Origin of the sequence: Streptomyces sp. CT34, from assembly GCF_000805335.1 — a bacterium.
In the GTDB taxonomy this organism is placed as follows: domain Bacteria; phylum Actinomycetota; class Actinomycetes; order Streptomycetales; family Streptomycetaceae; genus Streptomyces.
Genome location: NZ_KN708638.1, coordinates 7,864,112 through 7,887,257 on the forward strand (window position 1 = coordinate 7,864,112; position 23,146 = coordinate 7,887,257).

The 23,146-nt window shown below is 70.6% G+C and carries 19 protein-coding genes and 1 pseudogene; 11 read left to right on the forward strand and 9 right to left on the reverse strand.

Going from position 1 to position 23,146, the window contains the following annotated elements; genetic code table 11:
- The coding region (locus RZ84_RS33985; RefSeq protein WP_043271651.1) for an ABC transporter substrate-binding protein at nt 1-1,536 on the reverse strand (1,536 nt) is incomplete at its 3' end.
- 336 nt (nt 1,537-1,872) lie between these two features.
- Between RZ84_RS33985 and RZ84_RS33990 the strand changes: the two genes are divergently transcribed.
- The 6 genes from RZ84_RS33990 (at nt 1,873) to RZ84_RS42175 (ending at nt 8,101) form a co-directional block, all read left to right on the forward strand.
- Entirely contained in the window at nt 1,873-2,868 is a 996-nt protein-coding gene (locus tag RZ84_RS33990) for a TauD/TfdA family dioxygenase (RefSeq protein ID WP_043268446.1), read from the forward strand.
- 22 nt (nt 2,869-2,890) lie between these two features.
- Nucleotides 2,891-3,916 (forward strand): ornithine cyclodeaminase, encoded by a 1,026-nt coding sequence (locus RZ84_RS33995; protein WP_043268448.1) that lies wholly within the window; start codon nt 2,891-2,893, stop codon nt 3,914-3,916.
- A gap of 20 nt (nt 3,917-3,936) precedes the next feature.
- Nucleotides 3,937-5,298 carry a type III PLP-dependent enzyme domain-containing protein gene (locus RZ84_RS34000; protein WP_107068211.1) on the forward strand — a complete coding sequence of 454 codons (1,362 nt, stop codon included), beginning with the start codon at nt 3,937-3,939 and terminating at the stop codon, nt 5,296-5,298.
- A 26-nt stretch (nt 5,299-5,324) separates the two neighbouring features.
- Nucleotides 5,325-6,350 (forward strand): cysteine synthase family protein, encoded by a 1,026-nt coding sequence (locus RZ84_RS34005; protein ID WP_043268451.1) that lies wholly within the window; start codon nt 5,325-5,327, stop codon nt 6,348-6,350.
- A gap of 8 nt (nt 6,351-6,358) precedes the next feature.
- The gene (locus RZ84_RS34010; protein WP_043268453.1) at nt 6,359-7,759 is read left to right on the forward strand and encodes an MATE family efflux transporter; all 1,401 of its coding nucleotides are present in this window, start codon (nt 6,359-6,361) and stop codon (nt 7,757-7,759) included.
- 168 nt (nt 7,760-7,927) lie between these two features.
- Entirely contained in the window at nt 7,928-8,101 is a 174-nt protein-coding gene (locus RZ84_RS42175) for a transcriptional repressor (RefSeq protein ID WP_241777984.1), read from the forward strand.
- Between the two features lie 359 nt (nt 8,102-8,460).
- Here RZ84_RS42175 and RZ84_RS34015 read toward each other — a convergent pair whose 3' ends face one another.
- Complete coding sequence (locus RZ84_RS34015; RefSeq protein WP_043268455.1) at nt 8,461-9,051, reverse strand: sigma-70 family RNA polymerase sigma factor; 591 nt, start codon at nt 9,049-9,051, stop codon at nt 8,461-8,463.
- 265 nt (nt 9,052-9,316) lie between these two features.
- Nucleotides 9,317-10,147 (reverse strand): PE-PGRS family protein, encoded by an 831-nt coding sequence (locus RZ84_RS34020; RefSeq protein WP_157878986.1) that lies wholly within the window; start codon nt 10,145-10,147, stop codon nt 9,317-9,319.
- A gap of 368 nt (nt 10,148-10,515) precedes the next feature.
- Between RZ84_RS34020 and RZ84_RS34025 the strand changes: the two genes are divergently transcribed.
- Entirely contained in the window at nt 10,516-11,673 is a 1,158-nt protein-coding gene (locus tag RZ84_RS34025) for an MFS transporter (RefSeq protein WP_241777985.1), read from the forward strand.
- A 641-nt stretch (nt 11,674-12,314) separates the two neighbouring features.
- Entirely contained in the window at nt 12,315-12,764 is a 450-nt protein-coding gene (locus tag RZ84_RS42180; protein ID WP_241777986.1) for a hypothetical protein, read from the forward strand.
- On the opposite strand, the gene RZ84_RS34035 is transcribed toward RZ84_RS42180, so the two are convergent.
- The gene (locus tag RZ84_RS34035; protein WP_052230622.1) at nt 12,733-13,905 is read right to left on the reverse strand and encodes an acyl-CoA dehydrogenase family protein; all 1,173 of its coding nucleotides are present in this window, start codon (nt 13,903-13,905) and stop codon (nt 12,733-12,735) included. The two genes, RZ84_RS42180 and RZ84_RS34035, sit on opposite strands and share 32 nt — an antisense overlap.
- A gap of 209 nt (nt 13,906-14,114) precedes the next feature.
- Here RZ84_RS34035 and RZ84_RS34040 point away from each other — a divergent pair, with 209 nt between their 5' ends.
- Entirely contained in the window at nt 14,115-15,908 is a 1,794-nt protein-coding gene (locus RZ84_RS34040) for a CoA transferase (RefSeq protein ID WP_078894483.1), read from the forward strand.
- The gene (locus tag RZ84_RS34045) at nt 15,905-17,560 is read left to right on the forward strand and encodes a class I adenylate-forming enzyme family protein (RefSeq protein WP_043268461.1); all 1,656 of its coding nucleotides are present in this window, start codon (nt 15,905-15,907) and stop codon (nt 17,558-17,560) included. The genes RZ84_RS34040 and RZ84_RS34045 overlap by 4 nt, the downstream gene beginning before the upstream one ends.
- Before the next feature lie 81 nt (nt 17,561-17,641).
- Here RZ84_RS34045 and RZ84_RS34050 read toward each other — a convergent pair whose 3' ends face one another.
- The 4 genes and pseudogenes from RZ84_RS34050 to RZ84_RS37630 form a co-directional block, all read right to left on the reverse strand.
- The gene (locus tag RZ84_RS34050) at nt 17,642-18,496 is read right to left on the reverse strand and encodes a metal ABC transporter substrate-binding protein (RefSeq protein ID WP_052230365.1); all 855 of its coding nucleotides are present in this window, start codon (nt 18,494-18,496) and stop codon (nt 17,642-17,644) included.
- A complete protein-coding gene (locus RZ84_RS34055) occupies nt 18,412-19,317 on the reverse strand; it encodes a metal ABC transporter permease (RefSeq protein ID WP_052230366.1) in 906 nt (301 codons plus the stop codon). Before RZ84_RS34055 ends, RZ84_RS34050 begins: the two co-directional genes overlap by 85 nt.
- The gene (locus RZ84_RS34060) at nt 19,314-19,940 is read right to left on the reverse strand and encodes an ABC transporter ATP-binding protein (RefSeq protein ID WP_043271665.1); all 627 of its coding nucleotides are present in this window, start codon (nt 19,938-19,940) and stop codon (nt 19,314-19,316) included. The genes RZ84_RS34055 and RZ84_RS34060 overlap by 4 nt, the downstream gene beginning before the upstream one ends.
- Nucleotides 19,941-20,704: 764 nt before the next feature.
- Nucleotides 20,705-20,899: pseudogene (locus RZ84_RS37630) on the reverse strand (PepSY domain-containing protein); the annotation flags it as partial.
- Between the two features lie 417 nt (nt 20,900-21,316).
- On the opposite strand from RZ84_RS37630, the gene RZ84_RS34065 reads away from it, so the two are divergent.
- Complete coding sequence (locus tag RZ84_RS34065) at nt 21,317-21,631, forward strand: type II toxin-antitoxin system Phd/YefM family antitoxin (protein WP_043268463.1); 315 nt, start codon at nt 21,317-21,319, stop codon at nt 21,629-21,631.
- Between the two features lie 57 nt (nt 21,632-21,688).
- On the opposite strand, the gene RZ84_RS34070 is transcribed toward RZ84_RS34065, so the two are convergent.
- Nucleotides 21,689-22,636 carry a M28 family metallopeptidase gene (locus RZ84_RS34070; protein WP_043268465.1) on the reverse strand — a complete coding sequence of 316 codons (948 nt, stop codon included), beginning with the start codon at nt 22,634-22,636 and terminating at the stop codon, nt 21,689-21,691.
- Nucleotides 22,637-23,146: the final 510 nt, after the last annotated feature.

Here is a 23,146-nt window from a genome sequence, read left to right on the forward strand (position 1 = left end):
CAGCCAGACGTTTTCGAGCTGGACGCGCCCGTAGCCGGGGAGCTTGGGCAGGCCGCGGACCTTGGGGGCGGCCAGGTCGATACCGTCGGCCATGCCCCACAGCAGGTAGCCGGATCGGTCGTACTCGACCTGCTGGAGGTCCTTCAGGGCGGCGGCGCGAGCGCCGCGGTCGGCGGTGGAGATGACCTTGTGGTAGACGGCGTCGAAGTCCTTGTCGGACCAGTCGGCCTCGTTCTGGCCGGCGCCGGTGGTCATGGTTTTGGAGGCGAAGAACACCACGGAGTCGTTGGTGCCCCAGTAGTTGGTGTAGAAGTCGCCCTTGAGCCAGGTGTCCTGGTAGAAGGTGCCGGATTCCTGCTTGGTGACCTTGACCTTGATACCGGCTTCGCGGGCCTGGGAGGCGAACAGCGTGGCGGATTCGGCGAGTCCGGCGATGTCCTCGGTGGTGACCAGTTCATAGGTCTTGGAGAGGTCGAACTCGGCGTCCTGCAGCAGCTGCTTGGCCTTGGCCAGGTCGCGATGGCGTTGCGGGATGCTCTTGGCGTAGTCGGGGTCCGCGGTGCCCAGGATGTCGTTGGCGACGGTGCCGTAGCCGGAGAGCACCTGCTTGACCATCGCCTCGCGGTCCACCACGAGCTTCATCGCCTCGCGGACCTTGGGGTCGGCGAACGGCCCGCTGGAGGTGCGCATCACGATGGGCATGGCCATGTCGTTGGGGCGTCGGACGACTTTGATGTCCTGGCGACCGCGGGCGGTACGGGCGGCCACGGCACCGGCGTTGGAGGCGACGTCGATCTGGCCGGACATCATGGCGTTCGCCATTGCCTGGGGGCTTTCGAACATGGTGACCTCGATGGCGTCGAGGTAGACCTTCCCGCCGTGCCAGTGGTCGTTCCGCACCAGGCGGGCGTTGCCGCCGCGGTACCAGTCGAGCTTGAACGGGCCGGTGCCCGGCGCCTTGGCGATCTCCTTGTCGGGGGTGTTCTTCTTCATGATGAACGTCGACAGCCGTGTGAGCATGGGGAGTTCGGCGTTGGCGAAGTCGGAGACGAGGACGACGGTGTCCTTGCCGTCGGCGGTGATGTTCTCGGCCTTGATACCGGGCAGCCGGGCGGCGCCGGCGGGGGTGTTGCGCAGGCGGCGCAGCGACCAGACCACGTCGTCGGCGGTGACCGGGGTGCCGTCGTGGAAGGTGGCGCCCTTGGCGAGGGTGAAGCGCCAGGTCTTGAGGTCCTTGGACGGCGTGAAGGACGTGGCAAGGCGGCCGACGGTGTTGGCCTTGAGGCCCGGTGCGGTGAGGGTGTCGTAGACGAGGGCGATGACGAGGTAGTCGCTCTCGTTGCCCTGATTGCCGTGTGGGTCGCGGGTGATGGCGGAGGAGTGGCCGAGGGCGCCGATGCGGAGTGTGCCGCCCTTGCGTGGCTTGCCGCCGGAGTCGGAGGAGGCCGCGTTGTTGCCGCCTCCGCAGGCAGCCAGCAACGTGGCTGCGCCTATGGCGCCGCCGGCCCACAGCACCTGTCGCCTGTTGAAGTTCACGTTGCCTCGCTCTACTCGGAACCGGTTGCTTAGGTTTGCCTACCCTAATGACGTTGCTTCCGCAAGATGAGGCACCGCCAATCGCCTTGATCGACATATGTCAACAAGCCCTTTACAGGAGGGAGTTCCCGAAAACCGGACAGAGGGTCGGAAAATTAAGTTAGGTTTGCCTTACCTAAGAGTCGCGGGTACTTTCATCACCGTCCACGGGGCATCGACACGGGGCGAAACCCCCATATCCCCGCTTTTGTGTCGACCTGTTCAGCATGCCGCGCCGTGTCCGCGTGGCATCGCCCCGGACCTCACCCGCCTTCAACGGAAACGGAAGACACCGCCATGAGCTCGGGAGCCGTACCCATCCGTCAGCTCGACGCCACCAGCGTTGGGGAACTGCGTCAGGCCGCCGAGGAGATCCTCGCCGAATTCGGTACCTCCGCCACCTCGCCCCAACTCCTGGCCAGCGTCGCCGAAGTTGCCGGCAACCTGAGCGAGCCGGTCCGTCATGAGCTGCGCCCGGTCGACACCGACGACGGGCTGTTCGTCCTTCGTGGCCTGGAGGTCGACGACAGCGGGATAGGACCCACGCCCTCCAGTTGGGCCACCGCCGGCGACAGCGGTGCCGTCCACGACATCGTGATGCTGCTGCTCGCCACGCTGATGGGCAACCCCATCGCCTGGGAGGGCCAGCAGGACGGCCGTTTCGTGCACAACATCGTCCCCGCCCCCGGCCACGAGACGGCGCAGACCGGCGCGTCCAGCAGCGTGCTGCTCAGCCCGCACACCGAGGACGCCTTCCACCCCGGCCGTGCCCATCTGCTGATGCTCTGCTGCCTGCGCAACCACGACAACATCGCCACCACCGCGGCCAGCATCCGCCACGTCCAACTGTCGGAGGCCGACGTCGCACTGCTCACGCGGCCCAAGCTGGCGATCCTGCCCGACGACGCCTACACCGAGGCGCAGGGCTTCGAGGGTGGTGAACCGGCCCCCGTCCCGACCCTCTTCCACGCCGAGGGTGGGCTGACCCTTCGCTTCGACCCCGCCTACACGCCCCTCGATGCCGCTTCGCCTGCCCACCGGGCCGCCTACGAGCGGCTGGAGGCGGAACTGGCCCGTGTGTCGCGCGCGGTGTGCCTGAGCCCCGGCGAGGTGCTGGTCGTCGACAACGACCTCGTCGTCCACGGCCGCGTCCCCTTCCAGGCCCGCTACGACGGCACCGACAGGTGGCTCAAGCGTGCCTCCGTCCGTGTCCCCGAGCGCCGTACCCGCCCCCTGGCCGAGGAGGACGAGCACGGCTACGGCCAGGCCGCCATAGAAGCCCACGCCGCCTGACCACCCGCACCGAGGACCAGAGATGACTGAGATCACCGTTGCCGACGAAGCCCACTCCATATCCGCCGACGACAAGACCCTGCGGATTCTGTCCACCAGCGACCTCGCCGGGATCGACATCTCCCTGGCCGACGTCGTCGCCACCGTCGAGGGCGCCTACCGCACCCTGGCCGCGGGACAGTCCGACAACCCGCGGAAGCTGACCGTCAAGCCCGACGACGGGCACTCGGTCTCCTACGCCATGCTCGGCCGGGACGGCACCCGCAACGTCGTGGCGATCAAGACCTCGTACAAGCACGGACTCGACAAGGGCCGCGACGAACAGCACTACTACACCGCGCTGACCCTCTACGACGACGTCACCGGACTGCCCGTCGCCATGATGGACTGCGGCCGCATCGGCTCGCTGCGCACCCCGGCCGTCTCCGCCCTCCTCGCCCGTGAGTGCGCCCGGCCCGGCGCCCGCAGCGCCCTGGTCATCGGCACCGGAACCCAGGGGCGGCTGGCCCTGCCCTTCCTGCTGACCACCCTGCCGGACCTGGACCGCCTGATGCTGTTCGGCACCCACGCCGACGGCATCGCCGCCGTGCGCGAGGAGTTGCGCAGGCACTTCCCGGACCGGGACGTGGAGACCGTCACCGACCTGCGGGCCGCGGCGGCCGACGCCGACGTCGTCGTGGCCACGGCCGGTGCGCACACCCCCGCGGCCGTGGAGGCCGACTGGCTCGGGCCCGGTGCGCTGTCGATCCTCGTGGGGCATGGGCTCGCTCCCTCAACTCTCCACCGCGCAGACCGCGTTGTGGCCACCAGCGAGGCCCAGATGAAGGTCACCGGCACCGACATGGCCGACGCCGACGGCGACTTCCCCGCCGTCGACACCGAGTTTCCCCCGGTGCTCGCCGGGATCACCACAGGCCGCCGGTCGGCACCGGAGCGCATCTTCGCCTACAACAGCGGACTGGTCGTCACCGACATCGCCCTGGGCCACCGCTTCGCCCAACTCGCCCTCGACCAGGGCCTGGGAGTGCAGGTGCCGCTGTGGCAGTGACCGACGTTGCGACAAGGACGATGCCGACGCTCCCCGCCCACCCGGACCCGGACACCGACCGGGTCGTGGACAGCGGCCTGCTGCACGAGCTGTCCCACGCCTTCGGCGGCCCCTTCCACTTCCTGCTGCCGCACCGCTTCGACGCCAACCTCACCGCCTTCCGCACCGCGCTCGCCGACGCCGGCGTGGAAGGGCGGGTGTACTACGCGAAGAAGGCCAACAAGGCGGCCGTGTGGATGGAACGGTGCGCCGCCCACCAGGCCGGCGTCGACGTGGCCAGCACGGGCGAACTGCGCGAAGCCCTCGGCCACGGAGTGCGGGGTGAGAACATCGTCGTCACCGGCCCGGCCAAGAGCGACGAACTGCTGCGCCTGGCCGTCCTGCAGGGGTGCCTCGTCGCCGTCGACGCGCTGGACGAACTCGACCTGCTCATCACGCTCGCCCTGACCGGCGTGGTGCGTCCGGCACGGCTGCTGCTGCGCCGACTGCCACCCACGCAGGCCCACAGCCGCTTCGGCATGAACGAATCCGAGCTGGAGACCGCACTGGACCGGTGCGTGCGCGCCGGGGACGCGGTCCGGATGGAGGGCTTCAGCTTCCACCTGTCCGGCTACGCCACCCAGCCCCGCGCCGACCTCGCCGGCGAACTGATCGACCTGTGCCTCAAGGCCCGCGTCCTGGGTCTGCAGGCCGACCGGATCAGCATCGGCGGCGGCTTCGCGGTCGACTACACCACAGCCGACCACTGGCACACCTTCCTCGCCGAGCAGAAGCCCGAGCACTACCACGCGAAGAAGACCTTCCGAACCGGGGACTTCTACCCGTACCACTCGCCCGCCGCAGGAGCCGACGCACTGCGCACCGTCCTGGCCAGCACCCCTGAAGGCGGGCAGCGCACGCTCGCAGCACGGCTCAAGGACACCGGCACGCTGCTGATGATGGAGCCCGGCCGCGCTCTGTTGTCGGGAGCCGGCGCGACCGTCTTCCGCATCCAAGGCGTCAAGGAGCGTGACGGGTACCGCATCGTCACGGTCGACGGGACCAGCCTGAGCCTGTCCGAGCAGTGGTTCAACAGCGAATACCTCCCCGACCCCCAACTGGTGACGCCTTCCGGCCGTATCCCCGGCGCAGCGGCCGGTGACGTGCACCCGGCCTGTGTGGGCGGCGCGTCCTGCCTGGAATCGGACATGCTCACCTGGCGCAAGGTCCCGCTGCCCGCCCGCCCGCGCGTCGGTGACCTCCTGGTCTACCCGAACACGGCCGGCTACCAGATGGACTCCAACGAGTCCCCCTTCCACGACCTTCCCCTGCCGCCCAAGGTCGTCCTGGACCGACTGGGCGAACGCCCGCGCTGGCGCCTCGACCGCCGCCCCGCATGCTGACCTTCAACCCGCCCGGGAGCCGTCCCATGAACCAGGCCCTAGCGCGCCCCGCCGTGGTCACCCGCATATCCCAACTCATCGGATACACCCCGCTGCTGGAGCTGTGCCGCACCGAGACCGGCAGCCGGCTCCTGCTCAAACTGGAGATGTACAACCCCACCGGCACGGCCAAGATCCGGATGGCCCGGGCGATGGTCGATGCCGCCGAGGAATCCGGCGAGCTGCGGCCCGGCGGCCGCATCGTCGAATCGACCTCCGGCAACACCGGACTGGGCCTGGCCGTGATCGCCGCCGAACGCGGCTACGCCTTCACCGCCGTCGTCGACAACCACGCCGCCGCCGACAAACTGCGCGGTATGAAGGCCCTGGGCACCGAACTCGTCTATGTCGTCGACGACGGCACCGAGGAGCTGGCCACCGCCGCCCGCGAGGAACTCGCCGAGGACATGGCTCGGGGCCAGGACAACACCATCTTCACCGAGCAGCACAACAACCCCGCCAACGGCGTCGGTTACTTCCCCGTCGCCCACGAACTCCACCAGGCCCTCGACGGCGACATCGACATCCTGATCGGCGCGGTCGGCACCGGCGGCGCCCTGTGCGGCACCACCCGCGAACTGCGCAAACTCCTGCCCGACTTCACCACCATCGGCGTCGAGCCCAAAGGATCCATCGCCTTCGGCGGCCCCGCCCACGACTACTACCAGTCCGGCACCGGCACCCCCGAAGGCGCCGAGATCGGCGCCCTGGTCGACTTCGACCTGATCGACGAAGGCGTCAAGGTCGGCGATATCGAAGCCTTCGCCACCGCTCGCGCCGTGGCCCGCACCGGCCTCCTCATCGGCGGCCCGGCCGGCGGCGTCGTCCACGAGGCACTGACCCGCCTGCCGTCCCTCCCGCCGGGCACCACTATGGTCGCCCTGGTCAACGACGGCGGCGAGAAGTACCTGGACACCGTCTTCAACGACGAGTGGATGAACGCCCGCAACCTCATCGACCACTCCGTAGAGCGCGAGATCGACGAGCAACTCACCAAGCTCCGCAGGATTTGATACCCATCATGCTGACCACCCTCCTCCGCGACAGCCGGGCCCTGGCCACGCTCGCCGTCCCCCTCGTCCTGACCCAGCTCGCCCAGGTGGCGCTGACCACCACCGACACCGTGATGATGGGCATGCTCGGCGCCGCCGACCTCGCGGCGGGAGGACTGGCCATCGTCATCTTCAACCAGCTGCGCACCATGGGCGTCGGGCTGATCACCTCCGTCGGCAACCAGATAGCCGCCGCCACCGCCCGCGCGGAGTCCGCGGAGGACTCCGATGCCGCCGACAGCGGCGAAGAAGTCCGCTCCATCGTCCGGGCCAGCCTGGCCCTCGCCACGCTCGCCGGGATGGTCGGCGCCGCCTTGATGCTGCTGATCGGCCAGGCCCTGCCCCTCCTCGGCCAAGAGGCGGGCGTAGCCGCCAGTGCCCAGCACATGCTGCTGGCCCTGGCTCCCGGTCTGCTGCCCTGCCTGTGGTTCCAGGCCATCCGCCAGTTCACCGTCGGCATGCGCCGCCCCCAGGCACTGCTCCAGATAACCATCGCCTCCGTCGCCGTCAACGCAGGCATCAACTGGATTTTCATCCATGGGACTTGGGGCCTGCCGAAGCTGGGCCTGCCCGGCGTCGGCGTCGCGACCTCTCTGGTCTACCTGCTGACCTTCCTGGCCCTGTACATGTTCACCCGCCGTGACGCCGTCCTCGCGCCCCTGCTCAGCCTCAACATCGCCAAGGCGGACCGGGCCACCGTCCGCCGCCTGGTGGGACTGGGCATCCCCATTGCGGCCACTTACGGTTCGGAGGCCGGTTTCTTCTCCGTGACCGCCCTGATGGCCGGCTCCTTCGGCAGCGCGGCCCTGGCCGCGCACACCGCCGTCAACCAACTCGTCTACATCGTTTTCCAGGTCGCCGTCGGCCTCTCCCACGCCGCCTCCATCAACGTCAGCCGAGAGATCGCACTGGAGCGCCCCAAGGCGGCCCTGCGCATCAAGAACACCGCCCTGGCCTGCGCCGGAGCCGTCATGGCCGTGGTGGCCGTGCTCTACGTCGCCGCCCCGAAGCTGGTGCTGGCGCCCTTCTTCGAAGGCGGTTCCGGCGACGGCGAGGCCGTCTCCATCGCCACCCACCTGCTGTTGGTGACCATGGTCCTGCAGTTCTTCGACTGCGCGCAGAACATCGGCGTCGGCCTGCTGCGCGGTCTGGACGACACCAAGAGCGGCTTCCGCATCACCCTGATCGGATACTGGCTCATCGGACTGCCGGCCGCCTGTGTCTTCGCGTACGCGGCCCGGCTCGACACCCTCGGCATCTGGCTCGGCCTGCTCAGCGGCCTCGCGGCCACCGCCATCCTCCTGCTGCGCCGCTACAACGCGGCTCTGCACGCCCGGTTCGCCGCTCCGGAGCCGGTACCGGCGGCCTGAACCTCATCCGTGCGGCCGGGTGCCGACGGCGTCACGCCACGGTGCCCGGCCGGCGTTTGCCAACTGACGTTGCGGGATCGGTGACTTCGGACACACGGTGCACTTGCGTACTCGTGCCCACGGAGACACTGCACAAACGCCGTCGGCGGCCGCGCCCCGGACCGGTGGATGACGCGTCAGCGCAGAGCGGTCACGCGCGTACTTGCGGGCTGTCAGGACTTCGTGTCGGCCCAGGAGTTGCACGCCCTTCTGGTGGCTGGCGGCCAGGCGATCGGCCTGACCACCGTCTACACCGCGCCCTGCGCAAGCTGGAGACGGACGGTGGCGTGGCGTCGTACGTGACGAGACCGGTGAGTGGCTCCACCGGCTGCGCCCCGCCGACGGGCCCCTGCACGCGGCACTGACCGACTTCTCATGGCCGACGGCGAGGGCTTGGCGCCCGCCGACCTGCTCCCCGCCCGGGACCCCTTCGGCATCGACGACACCTGCGAGCACGAGCACCCCGAACTCGTGGCGGGCCTCTGAAGACCCGGCGTGTCCGGTGTTGTCCAGAGGCTCGGGATCGGGCGGCTGAAGGCCGTCCGCCGAAGGCGATCTCGGAGGAATTGAGGGCGGCCTTCCGCCGCTGTATCCAGTGAGGGCAGAGCGTGACCAGAGCCTGTCCATGGGCCCTGTGCCGGCCCATGGACAGGTCGTTCCGGTCAGTGCGGGTTCGCGTTGAGCCATCCGCTGAGGTCCGCGCGGGCTCTGGCCACGCGGGAGCGCACGGTGCCGACGGGGCAGCCTGCCACGGCTGCGGCGTCCTGGTATGGCAGTCCGAGTACCTGGGTGAGGAGGAACGCTTCCCGCCGGGTGTCGTCGAGGGAGTCGAGCAGGTCTCGTAGCGCCACGCCTTCGTCGAATCCTGGCAGGTCGGTGGGCTGTGCCCGTTCCGCCGCGGCTTGCCAGTCCACGGAGTTGACGATGCGCGGTCGGGCGGCGGCGGACCGGTAGCGGTCTATCACCACCCGCCGGGCGATCGAGAGCAGCCAGATGCGTGCGCAGGAACGTCCCGCGTACCTTGGCAGGCTGGTCAGGGCTCGCAGGTAGGTTTCCTGGGTCAGATCGTCTGCGACGTTCACGTCGGAGCTCAGGTGGGCCACGAACCGCCATACGTCACGGTGGGTGGCCCGGACGAAGTGCTCGACCGCGTCGGGGTTTCCGCTGCGGGCGGCCAGCGCCCAGCGGGTCACTTTCTCGTCATTCCTGGTTGATCGCGATGGGCGGCCGTGTTCCACGTGGGCAGGAGTCATCGCATGGTGTCCTTCTCGGCTGCGGGGACTGCCCGGGTGCGGGCAGGACCCGTCGGTGAGTGGCCCCTCGGGCGCGGCAGGCCGGAAGTCGGCACGGTCGCAGGCACACCGGGGCCACAGGTGAAAGGGGGCCGGCGCGCATGCTGCGGGCTGGTCCCGCCGGATGACGGGGCAGGGTGCGCGGGCACGCCGGGACTCCGCTCGCCGCCGGGTCATGTCCGAGGAGGGGACACGACCGTGAGGAAGTTGCGCCCGGGGCGAGCGGTCAGCAGCAGAGGGACACGGTGGGGGGACCTCGGCGCGAGAGGGTGTGCTGCAGCAAGGCCCCGTGCAGGGGTGGGGTGAAGGCGGTTGGCGCAGGGATTGCCGGGCGCCGGATTGGTGTCCGGCCCAGCGTGGCCATGACGAACACCAGCGGTGCGAAGACCACGGCGACCAGGGCACGGGCGAGCCGGAAGGCGGCGGCCTCGCCCTGCCAGAGCCACCCCCCGCACACCACCGCGGCGAGAAGGTGGGCCAGGAACATCCCCAGGAGACCGTGGCCGGGGTGCGCGATCGACATCTGGCTCATCTGGTGGCCCAGCTGGCCGGCGGCGCTTCCCATGTGGGCCATGCTGTTGTGGGGCATACCGTCCATGCCGGGCATGGCACCCGCGGTGCCCATACCGCCGGGGGTCGGCGTGGGAAGAATGTGGGTGATCGACGCGCCCAGTCCGGCTTGATGCGGCAGTCGGTCAGCCGCCCGCTGCGAGTGCCATGCAAGGGAGTGTCCGGACATTCCGCACAGCATGCGCCGGAGCCAAGGGATGTCGTACGGATGCCCGTCGGGCGGACCGGCCGCCGATGCCTGGGCCAGGGAGAGCAGGCAGTGCAGCCCCAGCTGGGCGGCGACGGTGGAGGCGATGACGACGAGTGCGCCGCGCTCCCGGGCGGTCAGCCGCCATGCCGCCCCGAAGGTGCCGGCCAACGCCGCGGCCAGGCCCCACCAGGGCACGGTGCGCTCCGACATCAGGGTGTGTCCCAGGGCCGTTGTCGCCACGCATACGGCCGCGAAGACCGCGGCGCGTGTGGTGCGTGAAGCCGGCCCCGGAGTCATGGCCGAAATCGTGCCAGCGCCCGCACCGGGGCGACAGGGCGGACGCGGCTCCCATGCGCGCCCCCACAGCTGCCGTCGTGCGCCCTTTCCGCCTTGCGGATCGCCGCGCTGCTGCCGTGCGCCTCTCATGCGCCGGTGGTCTGTTCCGGTCAGGGATTCGGCCAGGGATTGCGGTCATCCACCGGCTGAGGGTGTCGAGCGGCTCTCCGGGAACTGGAGGGCTGGACCGTACGACTCACTGGCCGATCCCCGCGACGGGACCGGACCGATGGGAGGGTCGTGTGCGGACCAGGAAGCGTACGGAATCAGGCATATCGAGTTCCGAGGGTGGCATAGGTCGGCTGCCGGCGTCGGGCGCGGTGGTCACCGTGTTGCTGACGGCGGCGATGGCCTTCTCGATGATGCAGCTCTTTCTGATCGGAGCGCTCGGACCCCGTCTGGTCGACGAACTCGACATATCACGCACCGAGTTGGGGCTGACCACGACAGTGGGGTTCGGGATCGCGGCGCTGCTGTCGCCTGTTGCGGGCGGGCTGGTGGACAGGGTGGGGCCACGGCGGTGTCTGGTGGCGTTGTTCCTGCTCGTGGCCGTCTCGCTGACATTGATCGGGGCTGCGCCGGGTACGGCGGTGCTGTTGTCGGCGGTCGGGCTCGGCGGCTTGCCGCAGGCTCTGGCCAATCCGGCGACCAACAAGGTGATCCTGGCCGTGGTCCCGTCGGGGCGGCGCGGTGGGGTCACGGGATGGAAGCAGTCGGGAGTGCAGTTCGGCGCCTTTGCGGCGGGGTTTCCGTTGTCCGTTCTGGCGGCGGTGGTCGGGTGGCGTGAGGCGGTGTGGACGGCTGCGGGCCTGGCGGGGGTGGCGGCGGCATGGAGCATCGGCGTGCTGCCGCCCGACCGCGCATCCGTCGCTGCCCCACACGATGCCGAGCGTCCGGCAGTGCGGCCGAGGGGTGTTGTGGGGAGGCTGGCGCTCTACTCCTTGCTGCTCGGCTGTGGGATCGCCTCGGTCAACACGTATCTGGCGCTGTTCGGTTCGCAGCGCGTGGGATTGTCGCCGACGGTGGCCGCGGTGCTGGTGGCGGTGCTCGGAATCGCGGGTATCGGCGGGCGGGTGGTGTGGTCGCGTGCGGCAGGACGGCCGGGGCGGGGCGAGGTGCTGCCGGCGGTGCTGGCGGCCGGGGCGGTGGGCGCCGCGCTGACGCTGTTCGTCGCGGTCAGGGTGCCCGTCTTGGTGTGGGTGGCTGCGGTGGCAGTGGGGTCGTTCGCGGTGGCGGCGAACGCCGTGTCGATGGTCCTGGTGATCCGGCAGGCTGCCCCCGGGCGGGCCGGGCGGGATTCCGCACTCGTCTCGGCTGGTTTCTTCGCCGGGTTCGCCGTCGGTCCTCCGTTGTTCGGCGTACTGGTCTCGGCTGCGGGCTACGGGCCTGGCTGGCTGCTGGTGGCTGCGGAGTTCGCGGTAGCCGTGGCGGTGGCGGCTCCGATGGGGCTGGGGAGTGCCCGCGTTCCTGAGCGAGCGCGAACGTGAACGGAACGGAAGGCGCTGCGGATTGGGCGGTTCGGGCGTGGGAAGCGGTGCTGGAACGGGTGCGGGTGACGGCGGCCGAGGTGGGGGATCGTTTCCCGCTGTACGCGGATCCGGGTACCGGCCGGTGGACGACGACCGCGCGGGGGTCGTGGGCCGGGGGCTTCTGGGCGGGGTTGCTGTGGTTGCGTGCGCTGGCGACGTCCGACCCGTGCGACCGCGCCGTGGCAGCCGACTGCACCCGGCGACTGGAGTACTGGGTCGGGCAGGACACCGCCGCTCGCGGCCTGGTGCTCTGGTACGGCACGGCGTTGGCCGCTCGGCTCGGCGGTGACCGCGGAGCGGAGGAGTTGCGGCAGCGGGCTGCGCGGACCTGCCTCACGGCGTACCAACCGGAATGGGGTCTGGTGCCGTGGGGCGGAGCCTTCGGTGGCCCTCGTACGCTCGCGCGGGCGGACGGAGTGCCGGGACTGGTGCCGCTGCTGGCATCTCTACCGAGCGGAAGCCGGGTTGCCGCACTCCGGCATCTGACGACCCACCTGGAGCTGTGCCTTTCCGAGGAGCCGCCGCGACCGGCGTGGCAGCCTCGGCCCGGCGGCGGATGGTTTCCGTATCCGCATCCCGCGCCGGGGTGGAGCCGTACCGTGGCGTGGCTACTGTTGGGGGCCGCGGACGGGCTCCACTTCGCGTCGGAGCGACAGGGAGAGTCGGGCGCCCTACGGGCGGCGGTCCAGCGGCTGGCCGCGCTGCGCCTTGCCCGGGAGGCCCCGCTGATCCCTCCGGCGTTCCAGGGGCGCCCGTGCGGCCCGGTGGATACGTCGGCAGCCGCGATCGAGGCGGTTGCCGCGCTGAAGCTCGCCGCGCCGGCACACTCGACGGGCCACAGCTGCGCCTTGCGCGAACTGCGGCAGCGCGCCGAGGAGATCCTGTGCCGGTTGTCGACCTCGTACCTGTCGACAGCCGGTGGGTTGCTGGACGGCTGCTACGACGCCGAGCGGGGGCTCGCCACGCAGCACGAGCTGATCTGGGGCGACTTCTTCCTGGCCCTGGGGCTGGCGACGTTCATGGGGGCGGTGGAGCCGTTCGCGGTGTAGGTGTAGCCGCATGGTCGCGAAGGACACGTCGGGCCACCGAGGCGATGTGCAGTTCGTCGGGGCCGTCGAGCAGCCGGGCCGCACGGCCTGCGCAGAGCAGCCTCGGCAGGGCGGTGTCGGGGCCGAGCCCGGCCGCGCCGTGGACCTGGATGGCTGCGTCGGCGACCTGTTGCAGCATGCGTGCGGCGGCGACCTTGGCCAGCCCGGTCTCCACCCGGGCGTCGTCGCCGGCCGCGAGCCGGGTGACGGCTTCGTGCACCAGTGGTCGGGTGGTGCGGATGGCGAGCAGGGCATCGAAGACGAGTTGCTGCACGAGCTGGCGGTCGGCGAGCGGGCCGGATGCCTGGGTGCGCGACCGGGCGCGCCGGCACATCAGGTCGAAGGCGCGCTGTGCCTGTCCGAGCCAGCGCAGGCAGCGCAGCACGCGCCCCAGCCGGAGCCTTTCGCCGGCGATGCGCAGCGCCTGACCGGGCGGACCGATCACGTGGTCGGAGGGTACGACGACGCCGTCGAGGGCGATTTCCCACTGTCCTCCGGTGCCGAGCACGGGCAGTTCCCGAACCACGCGGAAGCCCGGCGCAGTGGTCGGCACAAGCAGCAGGGAGAGACCGTCGGCCTCGGGAGCTTCGCCGTGCGTACGGGCCAGGACGGTAACCAGGTCGGCCTCACCCGCTCCGGTGATGAACCACTTGCGGCCGTGCACCGTCCACGCCCCGCTGGGGTCCGCCGTGGCACGGGTCGCGGTAAGCGTTGGGTCGGTGCCAGGGGTGTCGGGTTCGGTCATGGCGAAGCAGGTGCGGAACTCACCCTCGGCGATCCGGCGCAAATACCGTTCCCGCACGGCCTCGGTGGCGTGGCGGGAGAGCATCAGCACGTCCAGGAGTGGCGCCGAGCCGAGAGCGGCCGGGCCGTGATCGCTGGCTCCCTCCACCTCTGCCAGGTGCGCGTACTGGGAGAGCTGGAGCCCCTGGCCACCGAGTTCGGTGGGGAGCGGCAGGCCCCACAACCCCGCTTGTTTCGCGTCGTGTTGGAGTCGGCGCCGAGCGAGGCGGGCGGTCGGACCGCCCGCGTCCAGTGTCCGCTCGTACGGGATGACCCGCTGCTGGATGAACGACGCCACACGCTCGCGTAGTCCGTTCAATTGGCAGGCGGGCGGCCCGGACGGGGCGGTGCCGTCCGGCGGATCCGGGGGGCTGGGTATGTCGCTCGACTCGGCGTTGATCACGACCACGGCCTCCTTCGGGGCACCGGGAACCCGGCAAGACGACAATCCGACTAACTGGCCGTGGAGTTGGTCGGTGCGCACCCCTCTCCGGTTCCCATACGTCCTTGACCACCTGAGAGAAGGCCATGGGGAATCTTCCCGTTTTCACTGCCACCCGCCCGCTGGCGGAGGCGGCCGTATGCGCCGTGGGCCCTCCCGCATTCACGGACCCAGCCCGCAGGTCCCTGCGCGCGCTCGGTGCGACGACCGTCGAGTCCGTGCCGGCGGGTGAGCGAGGGCAGCTCGCCGTCGCCTGCCTGGGGCTCGGCAAGGTCACCTCCGACACGGTGTGGGCAGATCTGTGTCCGGAGGCGGACGTCGCCGACGAGGCCACCGCGCAGGCGGCCACAGGGGTGATGCACGTCCATGGGCGACGCGACGGCCGGCCGCTCGGCCTCGCCGTCGACTACACCGCCACCTGCGCCGCCGTGGCCACCGTGCAGGGACTCCTCGCCGCTCTGCTGGGACAGGTCCGCGGTGGCGGTGCCACGCACGTCACTTGTGGCGCCGACCGGGCCGCTCTGCTGGCGGTTTCCCAGTACATCGCGGCGGCGGGGGCACCCGAGGCGGAGGCCGTTGTCCTGGAGCCGGGCGGTCCCCCGTTCACTGCGGCGTGCGGTACCCGGTTCGAACTGGAGGCGCTGGAACCTGCCACCTGGGCCGGGTTCTGGCGTGGCCTGGGCGCGCCCGAGGCGGCGATTCGCACCGGCTGGCGCCCCTTCCAGTTCCGTTACGCCATTGCCTGCGCTCCGCTGCCCGAGGAACTGCACGCGACGACGCGCGCTGCCTCCTGGGCGCGGATCCGGCAGGCCGCCGGCGCTTCGGGAGCCGAGGTGTGCCGGCTGCACACACTGGCCGACCGCGTCACCGAGGCGAGCGCCGGCGCACCGTGGACCTACGTACCGTTGGCGCCGATCCGCGTGCCGCCGTCGCCGATGGCGTCGCGTTGCGAAAGCGCCCGCCCGCTGTCGGGTTTCACCGTGCTGGAGGCGGGCCGCCGTATCCAAGCCCCCCTCGCCGCCCACCTCCTCGGGTTGCTCGGCGCCGACGTGATCCGCGTGGAACCACCCGGCGGGGATCCACTGCGCGGCATGCCCCCGTGCTGCTCCGACATCTCGGCCCGCTGGCTCGCCCTCAACCGAGGCAAGCGCGCCCTCCAGATCGACATCAAGTCCCCGGCCGGGCAAGCCGAGTTGCGTGAGCTGATCGCCGACGCCGATGTCTTCCTGCACAACTGGGCACCGGGCAAAGCGGAACGGTTCGGCCTGGACGCCGACCACCTCGCGGCCGTCAACCCCCGTCTCGTCTACGCCCACACCAGCGGTTGGGGCGGACGCCTCCCCGACGCCCCAATTGGCACCGACTTCATGGTGCAGGCCCGCACCGGCGTCGGGGAGGCGGCACGGCCCGCGGACGAGCCGACCGCCCCGTCGCTGATGACCCTGATCGATGTACTCGGCGGGCTGCTCGGCGCCGAGGCCGTGCTCGCCGCCCTCCTGCTGCGGGAACGCACCCGGCACGGCGTACGCGTGGAATCCTCACTGCTCGGCGCTGCCGAGACACTCACCGCACCCGCGCTCCGACGCGCCGCGGCGGGCCGGGAAGCGCGCCGTCCGGCCGGCTTCCGTCGCCCCTTGCCCACCGCCGACGGGTGGATGACACCGGCGGACGGCTCCGCACGAGCCGCCAACGCCCGGGCAGGCCACCTGGGCCGGCTCACCTCCCACGAGGCTGTCGCCGTCCTGCGTGACCAGGGCCTGACCGCCACCGTGGTCGCCACGGATCTCGCCGCACTGCCGGCGGACCCGCGGCTCCGCGGCGCTCTCACCCGTGACCGCTACGGCTCCCTCGTCGTTCCCTCCCCCTGGAGGTTCGAGTGACACCTCGGATCCACGACCTGGTTCCCACCGCACTGCGACGCGCATGGGCTGCCAACGGCTACTGCCCAGATCTCGACCTGTATGCGCTCTTCCGCTGCCATCGCGTCACCGGCCCGCACCGCACTGCCGTCATCGACGCGGACGGTGAAACGACGTACGCGGAACTGGACGACCGGGCACGATGCCTGGCCGCCGGGCTGGCCGAGGCAGGCGTCTGTCCCGGCGACGTCGTAGGCATCCAACTTCCCAACAGCTGGCCGGCGGTGGCGGCCGACCTCGCCACCGCCGCCCTGGGAGCGGTCGCCCTGCCCTTCCCGGTCGGACGCGGAAGCCGGGAGGCCAGGTCGCTGCTGAGCCGTTCCGGAGCCCGCGCCGTCATCGCCGCAACGGAACACCTCGGCATCGGGCACGCCGAGGAACTCGCCGCACAGGCCGACGCCCTACCCGCCCTGCGCACCGTGATCGCCGCAGGCGCCGGACCCGCTCCCGACGGCTGTGTGTCCCTGGCCGACCTCCTGCGCACCGGTGCGGATGACTTCACCCCGGCCCGCACGGACCCCGACACGGCGGCCCGGATCCTGGTGTCCTCGGGCACCGAAGCCGAACCCAAGATGATCGCCTACTCCCACAACGCACTGGCCGGAGGCCGTGGCAACACCCTCGCCGCCCTGCTGCCCGACCGAACGCGGCCCCGCTGCCTGTTCCTGACACCGCTGGGCTCCGCCTTCGGCGCCAGCGGAACCGCCGTCACCCTCGCCCGCCACGGCGGAACCCTGGTACTCCTGGACCGCTTCACACCGGACGCCGCGCTGGAGGCGATCCACGCCCACCGGCCCACCCATGTCCTGTGCGTGCCCACTATGGTCCGCATGATGCTCGGCTGGCTGGAGAAGGAAGGAAAGGCACCAACAGGGTTGACGGCGCTGGTCCTTGGCGGCTCACCGCTGGATGCGGCCACCCGCCAAGGGGCCCGCCGCGCCTTCGGCTGCCCGGTGGTCAACCTCTACGGATCAGCCGACGGCGTCCACTGCCACACCGGGCTCGCCGAGAACGCCGCACCCGACCGTGGCCCCGGGAACACGGCGGGCATACCGGATCCCGCCGTCTGCGAGATCCGCATCGCGCCGCTGCCCGGCAGTAGTCCCGGAGAGCCCGGCGAAATCATCGCCCGCGGCCCTATGACACCGCTGTCCTACGTAGGCGCTCCCGAGCTGAACATGCGCTACCGCACCGCCGACGGCTGGGTACGCACCGGCGACCTGGGAACCCTGGACGGTGACGGCGCCCTCCGAGTCGTCGGCCGCCTCAAGGACATCGTCATCCGCGGCGGCGCGAACATCAGCCCCGCCGAAATCGAAGGCGAACTCTCCTCCCACCCGGACGTCCGCGACGTGATCTGTGTCGGCGCCCCCGACCCGCTCATGGGCGAACGCCTCGCCGCCTGCGTCGTACCCAAGCACGGATGCCGGCCCACCTTGAAAAGCCTGTGCGCCCACCTCGACGCACGCGGAGTGGAACGCCGCAAGCAACCCGAGCACCTGCTCCTGGTGGACGAAGAACTGCCGCTGACCCCGGCAGGCAAGCCGGACCGGGCGGCACTGCGGGCCCGCGTCGCTGCCAGGCTCCCAATCGATCACGCACAGGCGGGCTGACGACAACAGCCAAACGCCGGCATGAAGAAGGGAGGGCCGCCGAACAGGCGGCTCTCCCCTTCCCCTTTCTGCACCGTCCGCTCAGGATCCGGCGAACGCCTTCCGCATCTGCTCGGCGGCATTGCGGTAGACCGCGAGCAGGTCGAGGTCCGCCCCGGGGTAGTTGACGATCTCCAGCTGCTTGGTGCCGGTTCCCGGCAGTACCGTCCCCGTCGACATGTTCTCGTTGTCCAGCACGAACGCCGGCTTCTTCGCGGACAGCGCGGACAGTTGGGCCGGTGTCACGGCATCCGGCCCGTAGGTCCCGGCTACCTGGGCGCCCGCGAGCTTGGCTGCCCAGGTCGTGAACGACTGGGCGACCACCACCGGGGCCTTGCCGCCGGGCCGGGCGGCCTTCAGCTGCTGGGACAGCGTGTTCCACTCCTTCGTGAAGGTGCTGTTCCACTTTGCCGCGGCCTGCTCGGTCCCGAAGAGCTTGCCCAGCCGGGTGACATTGGCCTTGGTGGTCTCCGGACTGTCGTCGAGGGGGAGTTCGACCATCTTCGCCTTCGAGCCCCCGGCGCTCTTGACCCGGCCGGCGAACGGTTCGAAGGACGCGTAGAGCACATCATCCGCTCCCGCGACGGCGGTCAGGTCGGACGGCTTGAGGTCGTAGTCGGGCGCGTGGCGGATCGACGGCGGCACGATGGACTTGACGTTCTTCGCGCCGGCCGCCTTGGCCAGCGCCGCCTCCCAGGACGAGGTGGCCACCACCACAGGCCCGGACGACCCGGTGCCGGCCGAACTGCCTGCCTTGGCGGCATCGGACGCACCGGAACCGCCGCACGCGGTCAACAGGAGCAACCCGGCACTCACCGCGGCGAAGGACCGGACGCGGACGGGGAAGTGGACTGGGCTGCGGAGGGGGAAGAGGAGGGGGACGTGGACGCGCGCCATGAGCGTGTTCTCCGTTCCGGTAGCAGGTGGACCGCGAGAGCGACCGCGCCCGCGGCGAGCACGAGAATCGGCCCGGGCGGCAGGTCCCAGGCCAGCGAGACCAGAAAGCCGACGACGTTCACCACGACGCCGATACCGACCGCCCAACAGGTGATCGCCCCCAACGACCGGCCCAGCCGCCGCGCCGCCAGCGCGGGCAGCAACGTGAGCGCGTCCACCAGCAACGCCCCCGTCAGCCGGATCGCCCCGGCCACCGCGACCGCCACCAGCACCAGCAGCACCACCGTCAGCCGCGGCACCGCCACCCCCGAGCACAGCGCCAGCTCCCGGTCGTGCAGCAGCAGCGCCAACTCCCGCCGGCGCCACACGAACAACACCGGAACCACCACCGCCAGCACGCCCAGCACGGCCAGATCCGCCGGACGCACCGCAAGAATCGACCCCCACAGCAACGCGAACGCCCCGTTCGCGTTCACCCCCGACAACGCCAGCATCAGCAGCGCGGCGGCGATCGCCAGACTCATCAGCAAGCCCATCGCCCCCGACAGGGCTTCGGCCGTACGCGCCAGCGGAGCCACCCCCGCGCCCGCCAACCCGCAGGCCACCAGCGCACACAACACCGGGTCCAGCCCCGCCAGTTGGCCGACCGCGATGCCGAACAGCGCCACGTGCATCATCGCGAAACGCACCGGCATGATGTCGAGCCCGACGATCACCACCCCGACCACCGGCAGCCCCAGCGCGGCGAGCAGCAGCCCGAAGCCCGCCCGCTGCACCGGTACCAACTGCAACAACGCACCGACCTGCTCGAACGCGCTCATCTGACCTCCCGCAGCCGGCCCGCCGCCATCTCCAGCACCCGGTCGCACCGCTCGGCCATCGCCCGGTCATGGGTGACCACCAGCAGCGTCACCCCCAGTGACGTCAGCACCTCCGCCGCCTCCTCCTGCCCGGCGAAGTCGAGGGCCGCGGTGGGCTCGTCCGCGAGCACCACCCCGGCACCCGCCGCCACGCACCCCACCGCCCGCGCCAGATGCGTCCGCTGCAACTGGCCACCCGACAGGCTGTCCAACGACCGGTCGGCCAGCGCGCCGACCCCCAACCGCCCAGCGGCTGCGGCAGCCGCCCCCTGGTCACCGCTGCTCGCCAGCAACTCCCGTGCCAGCAAAGGAAACCGCCCCGCCACCGGGCGCTGCGGAATCCACGCACACGCTCGCCGCCGCCAGGCCCACTCCGCCGCCGTCCGGGTGCCCCGGCCGCCGACCAGAAGCTCGCCGTCCACCTTCCGGTGCAGGCCGAGCATGGCCCGCAACAACGTTGTCTTCCCCGAACCGTTCGTCCCCGTCAGCGCGATCCGCTCACCCGGCGCCACATCCAGATCCACCCCCGACACCGCCTCAAGACGACCATGCCGGCACACGACACCGCGAAGCCGTACGTCCATGCCGAGGGCACCCACCTTGCTCTGCTCCACAGCCCACTAGTCGGCCGAGCGGGCCCCGGAGTTCCCAGAGACTCCGCACGTCCGGTCCTGACACCCGTGACGGGCTTACGGGCCTCGGCGACGGCCGGTCGAGAGCGGTCCCGGCCGGGCCGCCTCCGGCCTCACTTCTGCCGGGAGTACGGCCACCTGCACGGCATCGGCTGGATCGGAGTACGGCCCTTGGCCGCGGCGTACCAGGTTCCCAACCGGTCACTGGCGTCGGAGCCCTTCACCGGGGTCCGAGAGATCACGGTCCTTGCAGCAAGGCGGCCGAGGTTCAGAGGAGGCAGCGCACAGCTGGCGAACCCCCAGGATGGACGACACACGGCCTTGTCCAAGGCGCCATACCGCCCCGCCAGGTCCGGTACGTGCCAATCCGTGCCGGACGGGGCGGTAAAACGCAGTCAAGGACGGTCAGCCGCAGATGCACAGCGACCGGGAACGAAAACGGCCCCCGACCGGGAGTTCCCTGGTCAGGGGCCATCTGCCTCCGGAGGTTGTGGGATTTGAACCCACGGAGCCGGTTCGGTGGGTCGGGTACGACCACGACTCACCGCGTCATCGGGCGGGACGCCTCGCTCGGGCCGTGGACGAGCATCGAGTGGAATGGCTGCACGTAGGAGGCGGCCCAGTCAGTCGTAAGGGCCGGGTCGCCAGTTCCGATCGCCGTTCGTCTGACGGCCTTCATGCATTGAACAAGACCGGTTCATGCAGGGAGTGGCCGGTCATTCCGCAGCGGCAGGGATGTGACGCCGGCGCGCGATCGCGCCGAGAAGGGCGTCCACGATCAGGAACCCGGCGAGCGAGATGCCGAGCAGCGGTACTGGCCAGCCCAGCACGGCGACGACGAGTGCGGACGGAACCAGCACGCGGAGCGGAACCTGCTGCCAGGCGCCGCGCGGGATCGGACGCCCGAAGGACAGTCACCGGGAGCGAGCCGGGCGAAGCGTTCCGCCTCGTGTGCGCCATAGTGGCTGCCGCGCATCCCGCTCATGCCGTGTGCGGGCGGACCGAGGGCGAGGTGCACCCCCGGGGCGGGGTCGGTTGCCGTCCGCACTCGGTCGGTCAGGCCGGCCAGGTCGTCGGAGGCGTGCAGCCACAGCCAGGCGGTGTTCGCGGTGTCGGGGATGATGGGTGTCTGGTCGGTGCCGACCGTGTGGGCCAGCGCGGTCGCCGTGTGCTGCAGCCGCTCCGCTGCGGGTAGCGGGTCGTCTCACCCGGTCTCACACATCTCTCACAAACGAGAGCGCACGGGAGCACGCGAACACCTCTGACCTGGACAGTCGCTGTCGCCACGGACCACGGTGGACCAGGTGGACGTTACGTAGGCTAGGAGCATGGCCTACGAAATTCCGGTGACGCAAGCCCGAGCCGAGCTGGCGGATCTGATCAATCGCGTCGTCTACGGCGGCGAGCGGGTGGTCGTCACACGCCACGGGAAGCCGCTGGTGGCCCTCGTTTCCGCCGCTGACCTGGAGCGACTCGAAGAGCTGGGGCAGCGGGCGGCGGACCCGGAGCAGGAGCAGGTGATCAGCACGGTCTCCGCCGTCCGGCAGCTGCCGTCCGCTGCCGGCGAACGGCAGCGGTTCGGCATCGCGGCAGAACACCGCGACCCGGCCACCGGGGATCGGCGGCCGGGTCGCGGGAGGTGACCGTGCGCTGCGCCGTGGCGGTCCGTCGACGCGGGACCGCCCGGTGCTGTGGGAGCGTCAGGAGCTGAGCTGCCACAGGGCGTTGGCGATGGCGTCGCTGTTGTTGTGCAGCGCGGTGTCGTCGATGTTCTTGGAGGTGTCGCAGGACTGGTGGTAGCAGGCGTCGAACGCCTTGCCCGCGGTGCCGCCCCACTCCTTCGCCTGGGCGTCGGTCTTGATGTAGTCGGCGCCGGAGAACAGCCCGCCGACCGGGACGCCGGCGTTCTTGAAGGGCGCGTGGTCGGAGCGGCCGTCGCCCTCGGTCTCCCGCTCGGTGGGGATCTTCTTGGTGGCGAACCAGTCCTTGAAGACCTTCGTCAGCCGGGTGTCGTATTCGTAGACGAAGTAGCCCGGGTTCGGCGAGCCGATCATGTCGAAGTTCAGATACGAGTCGAGCTTCGCCTTGTCGGCGCCGAGGCTGTCGACGTAGTGCTGGGAGCCGACCATGCCGTCCTCTTCGTCGCCCCACCAGGCGAACCGCAGGTGCTTGGCGGGCTTGAGGTGCTCCCGGGAGACGGCGAGCGCGACCTCCAGCAGGCCGGCCGAGCCGGAGCCGTCGTCGTTGATGCCGGGGCCCGCGTCGACCGAGTCCAGATGGGAGCCGGCCATCACGGTCTTGTCCTCGGCGCCGCCCGGCCAGTCGGCGATGACGTTGTAGCCCTTGGCACCGCCGTGCTCGAACTCCTGGAGCCTGGTGGTGAATCCGGCGGCGTCCAGCTTGCCCTTGATGTAGTCGACCGACGCCTGGTAGCCGGGCCGGCCGTGGGCGCGGGTGCCACCGTTGGCGTCGGCTATGGACTGGAGCTTGTCGAGGTGGGCCTTGACGGCGGCCACCGGGATGTCCGGGGCGCCGAGCGGCCGGGAGGAGGTGGCCTGGGCCGCGGCGGCGGTGCCCAGCAGGGCGGCGACGGCGGTGCAGGCTCCGGTGGCCAGCACGATACGGCGGGTACGGATTGAGCGGGTCACGATGTGGCTCCGATGCTGGTGTGGGGGAAGTGTTGCCCAGCGGATTTGACGCGCTCATGAGGATTACGACCGCGTTTGAAATCAGTCAAGAGCGGATACCGGACAGTCCCGATCGTGAATCGGAATGGCGTCTGTTTTATGCGGATAGTCCCGATTGGTTGCCGTGTATCGCCGGGGCTTCGGGCTTTCCGGAACGACTTCCGGGGAGTGGAATTCGCCACCGGATTTCCGGGTGAGCTGCCGGGCTCGGGGCGGGAAAGTCTGCGGCGAACGGGAAAGTCCGCGGCGAATCCGGTCGCCATCCCGGGAGCGCTCGGTGATTTCCGGCGTGTTACGTAGAGCGCGCCTGGGCCCCGTTTCGCCCCGTCTGCCGTAACGGCGATGAAATCTCGCCGAACTAGGCTGGGTCGATGGGCAAGTTGATACCCAAGTGCTGGAGGCCGGTTTGCTCCCCCTTTAATCACTGTGTGGTACATCTAACTGCGCGGGTGTGTCAACGCCCGTGACCTG

What these genes read in the sequence shown, in the direction of transcription:
- RZ84_RS34055 (WP_052230366.1), bottom strand. Translation starts at nt 19,317, where the DNA reads ATGAGCGCGTTCGAGCAGGTCGGTGCGTTGTTGCAGTTGGTACCGGTG.
- RZ84_RS34065 (WP_043268463.1), top strand. Translation starts at nt 21,317, where the DNA reads ATGGCCTACGAAATTCCGGTGACGCAAGCCCGAGCCGAGCTGGCGGAT.
- RZ84_RS34000 (WP_107068211.1), top strand. Translation starts at nt 3,937, where the DNA reads ATGCCGACGCTCCCCGCCCACCCGGACCCGGACACCGACCGGGTCGTG.
- RZ84_RS33995 (WP_043268448.1), top strand. Translation starts at nt 2,891, where the DNA reads ATGACTGAGATCACCGTTGCCGACGAAGCCCACTCCATATCCGCCGAC.
- RZ84_RS34010 (WP_043268453.1), top strand. Translation starts at nt 6,359, where the DNA reads ATGCTGACCACCCTCCTCCGCGACAGCCGGGCCCTGGCCACGCTCGCC.
- RZ84_RS34020 (WP_157878986.1), bottom strand. Translation starts at nt 10,147, where the DNA reads ATGACTCCGGGGCCGGCTTCACGCACCACACGCGCCGCGGTCTTCGCG.
- RZ84_RS33990 (WP_043268446.1), top strand. Translation starts at nt 1,873, where the DNA reads ATGAGCTCGGGAGCCGTACCCATCCGTCAGCTCGACGCCACCAGCGTT.
- RZ84_RS34050 (WP_052230365.1), bottom strand. Translation starts at nt 18,496, where the DNA reads ATGGCGCGCGTCCACGTCCCCCTCCTCTTCCCCCTCCGCAGCCCAGTC.
- RZ84_RS34040 (WP_078894483.1), top strand. Translation starts at nt 14,115, where the DNA reads ATGGGGAATCTTCCCGTTTTCACTGCCACCCGCCCGCTGGCGGAGGCG.
- RZ84_RS42175 (WP_241777984.1), top strand. Translation starts at nt 7,928, where the DNA reads ATGACGCGTCAGCGCAGAGCGGTCACGCGCGTACTTGCGGGCTGTCAG.
- RZ84_RS34060 (WP_043271665.1), bottom strand. Translation starts at nt 19,940, where the DNA reads ATGGACGTACGGCTTCGCGGTGTCGTGTGCCGGCATGGTCGTCTTGAG.
- RZ84_RS34005 (WP_043268451.1), top strand. Translation starts at nt 5,325, where the DNA reads ATGAACCAGGCCCTAGCGCGCCCCGCCGTGGTCACCCGCATATCCCAA.
- RZ84_RS34015 (WP_043268455.1), bottom strand. Translation starts at nt 9,051, where the DNA reads ATGACTCCTGCCCACGTGGAACACGGCCGCCCATCGCGATCAACCAGG.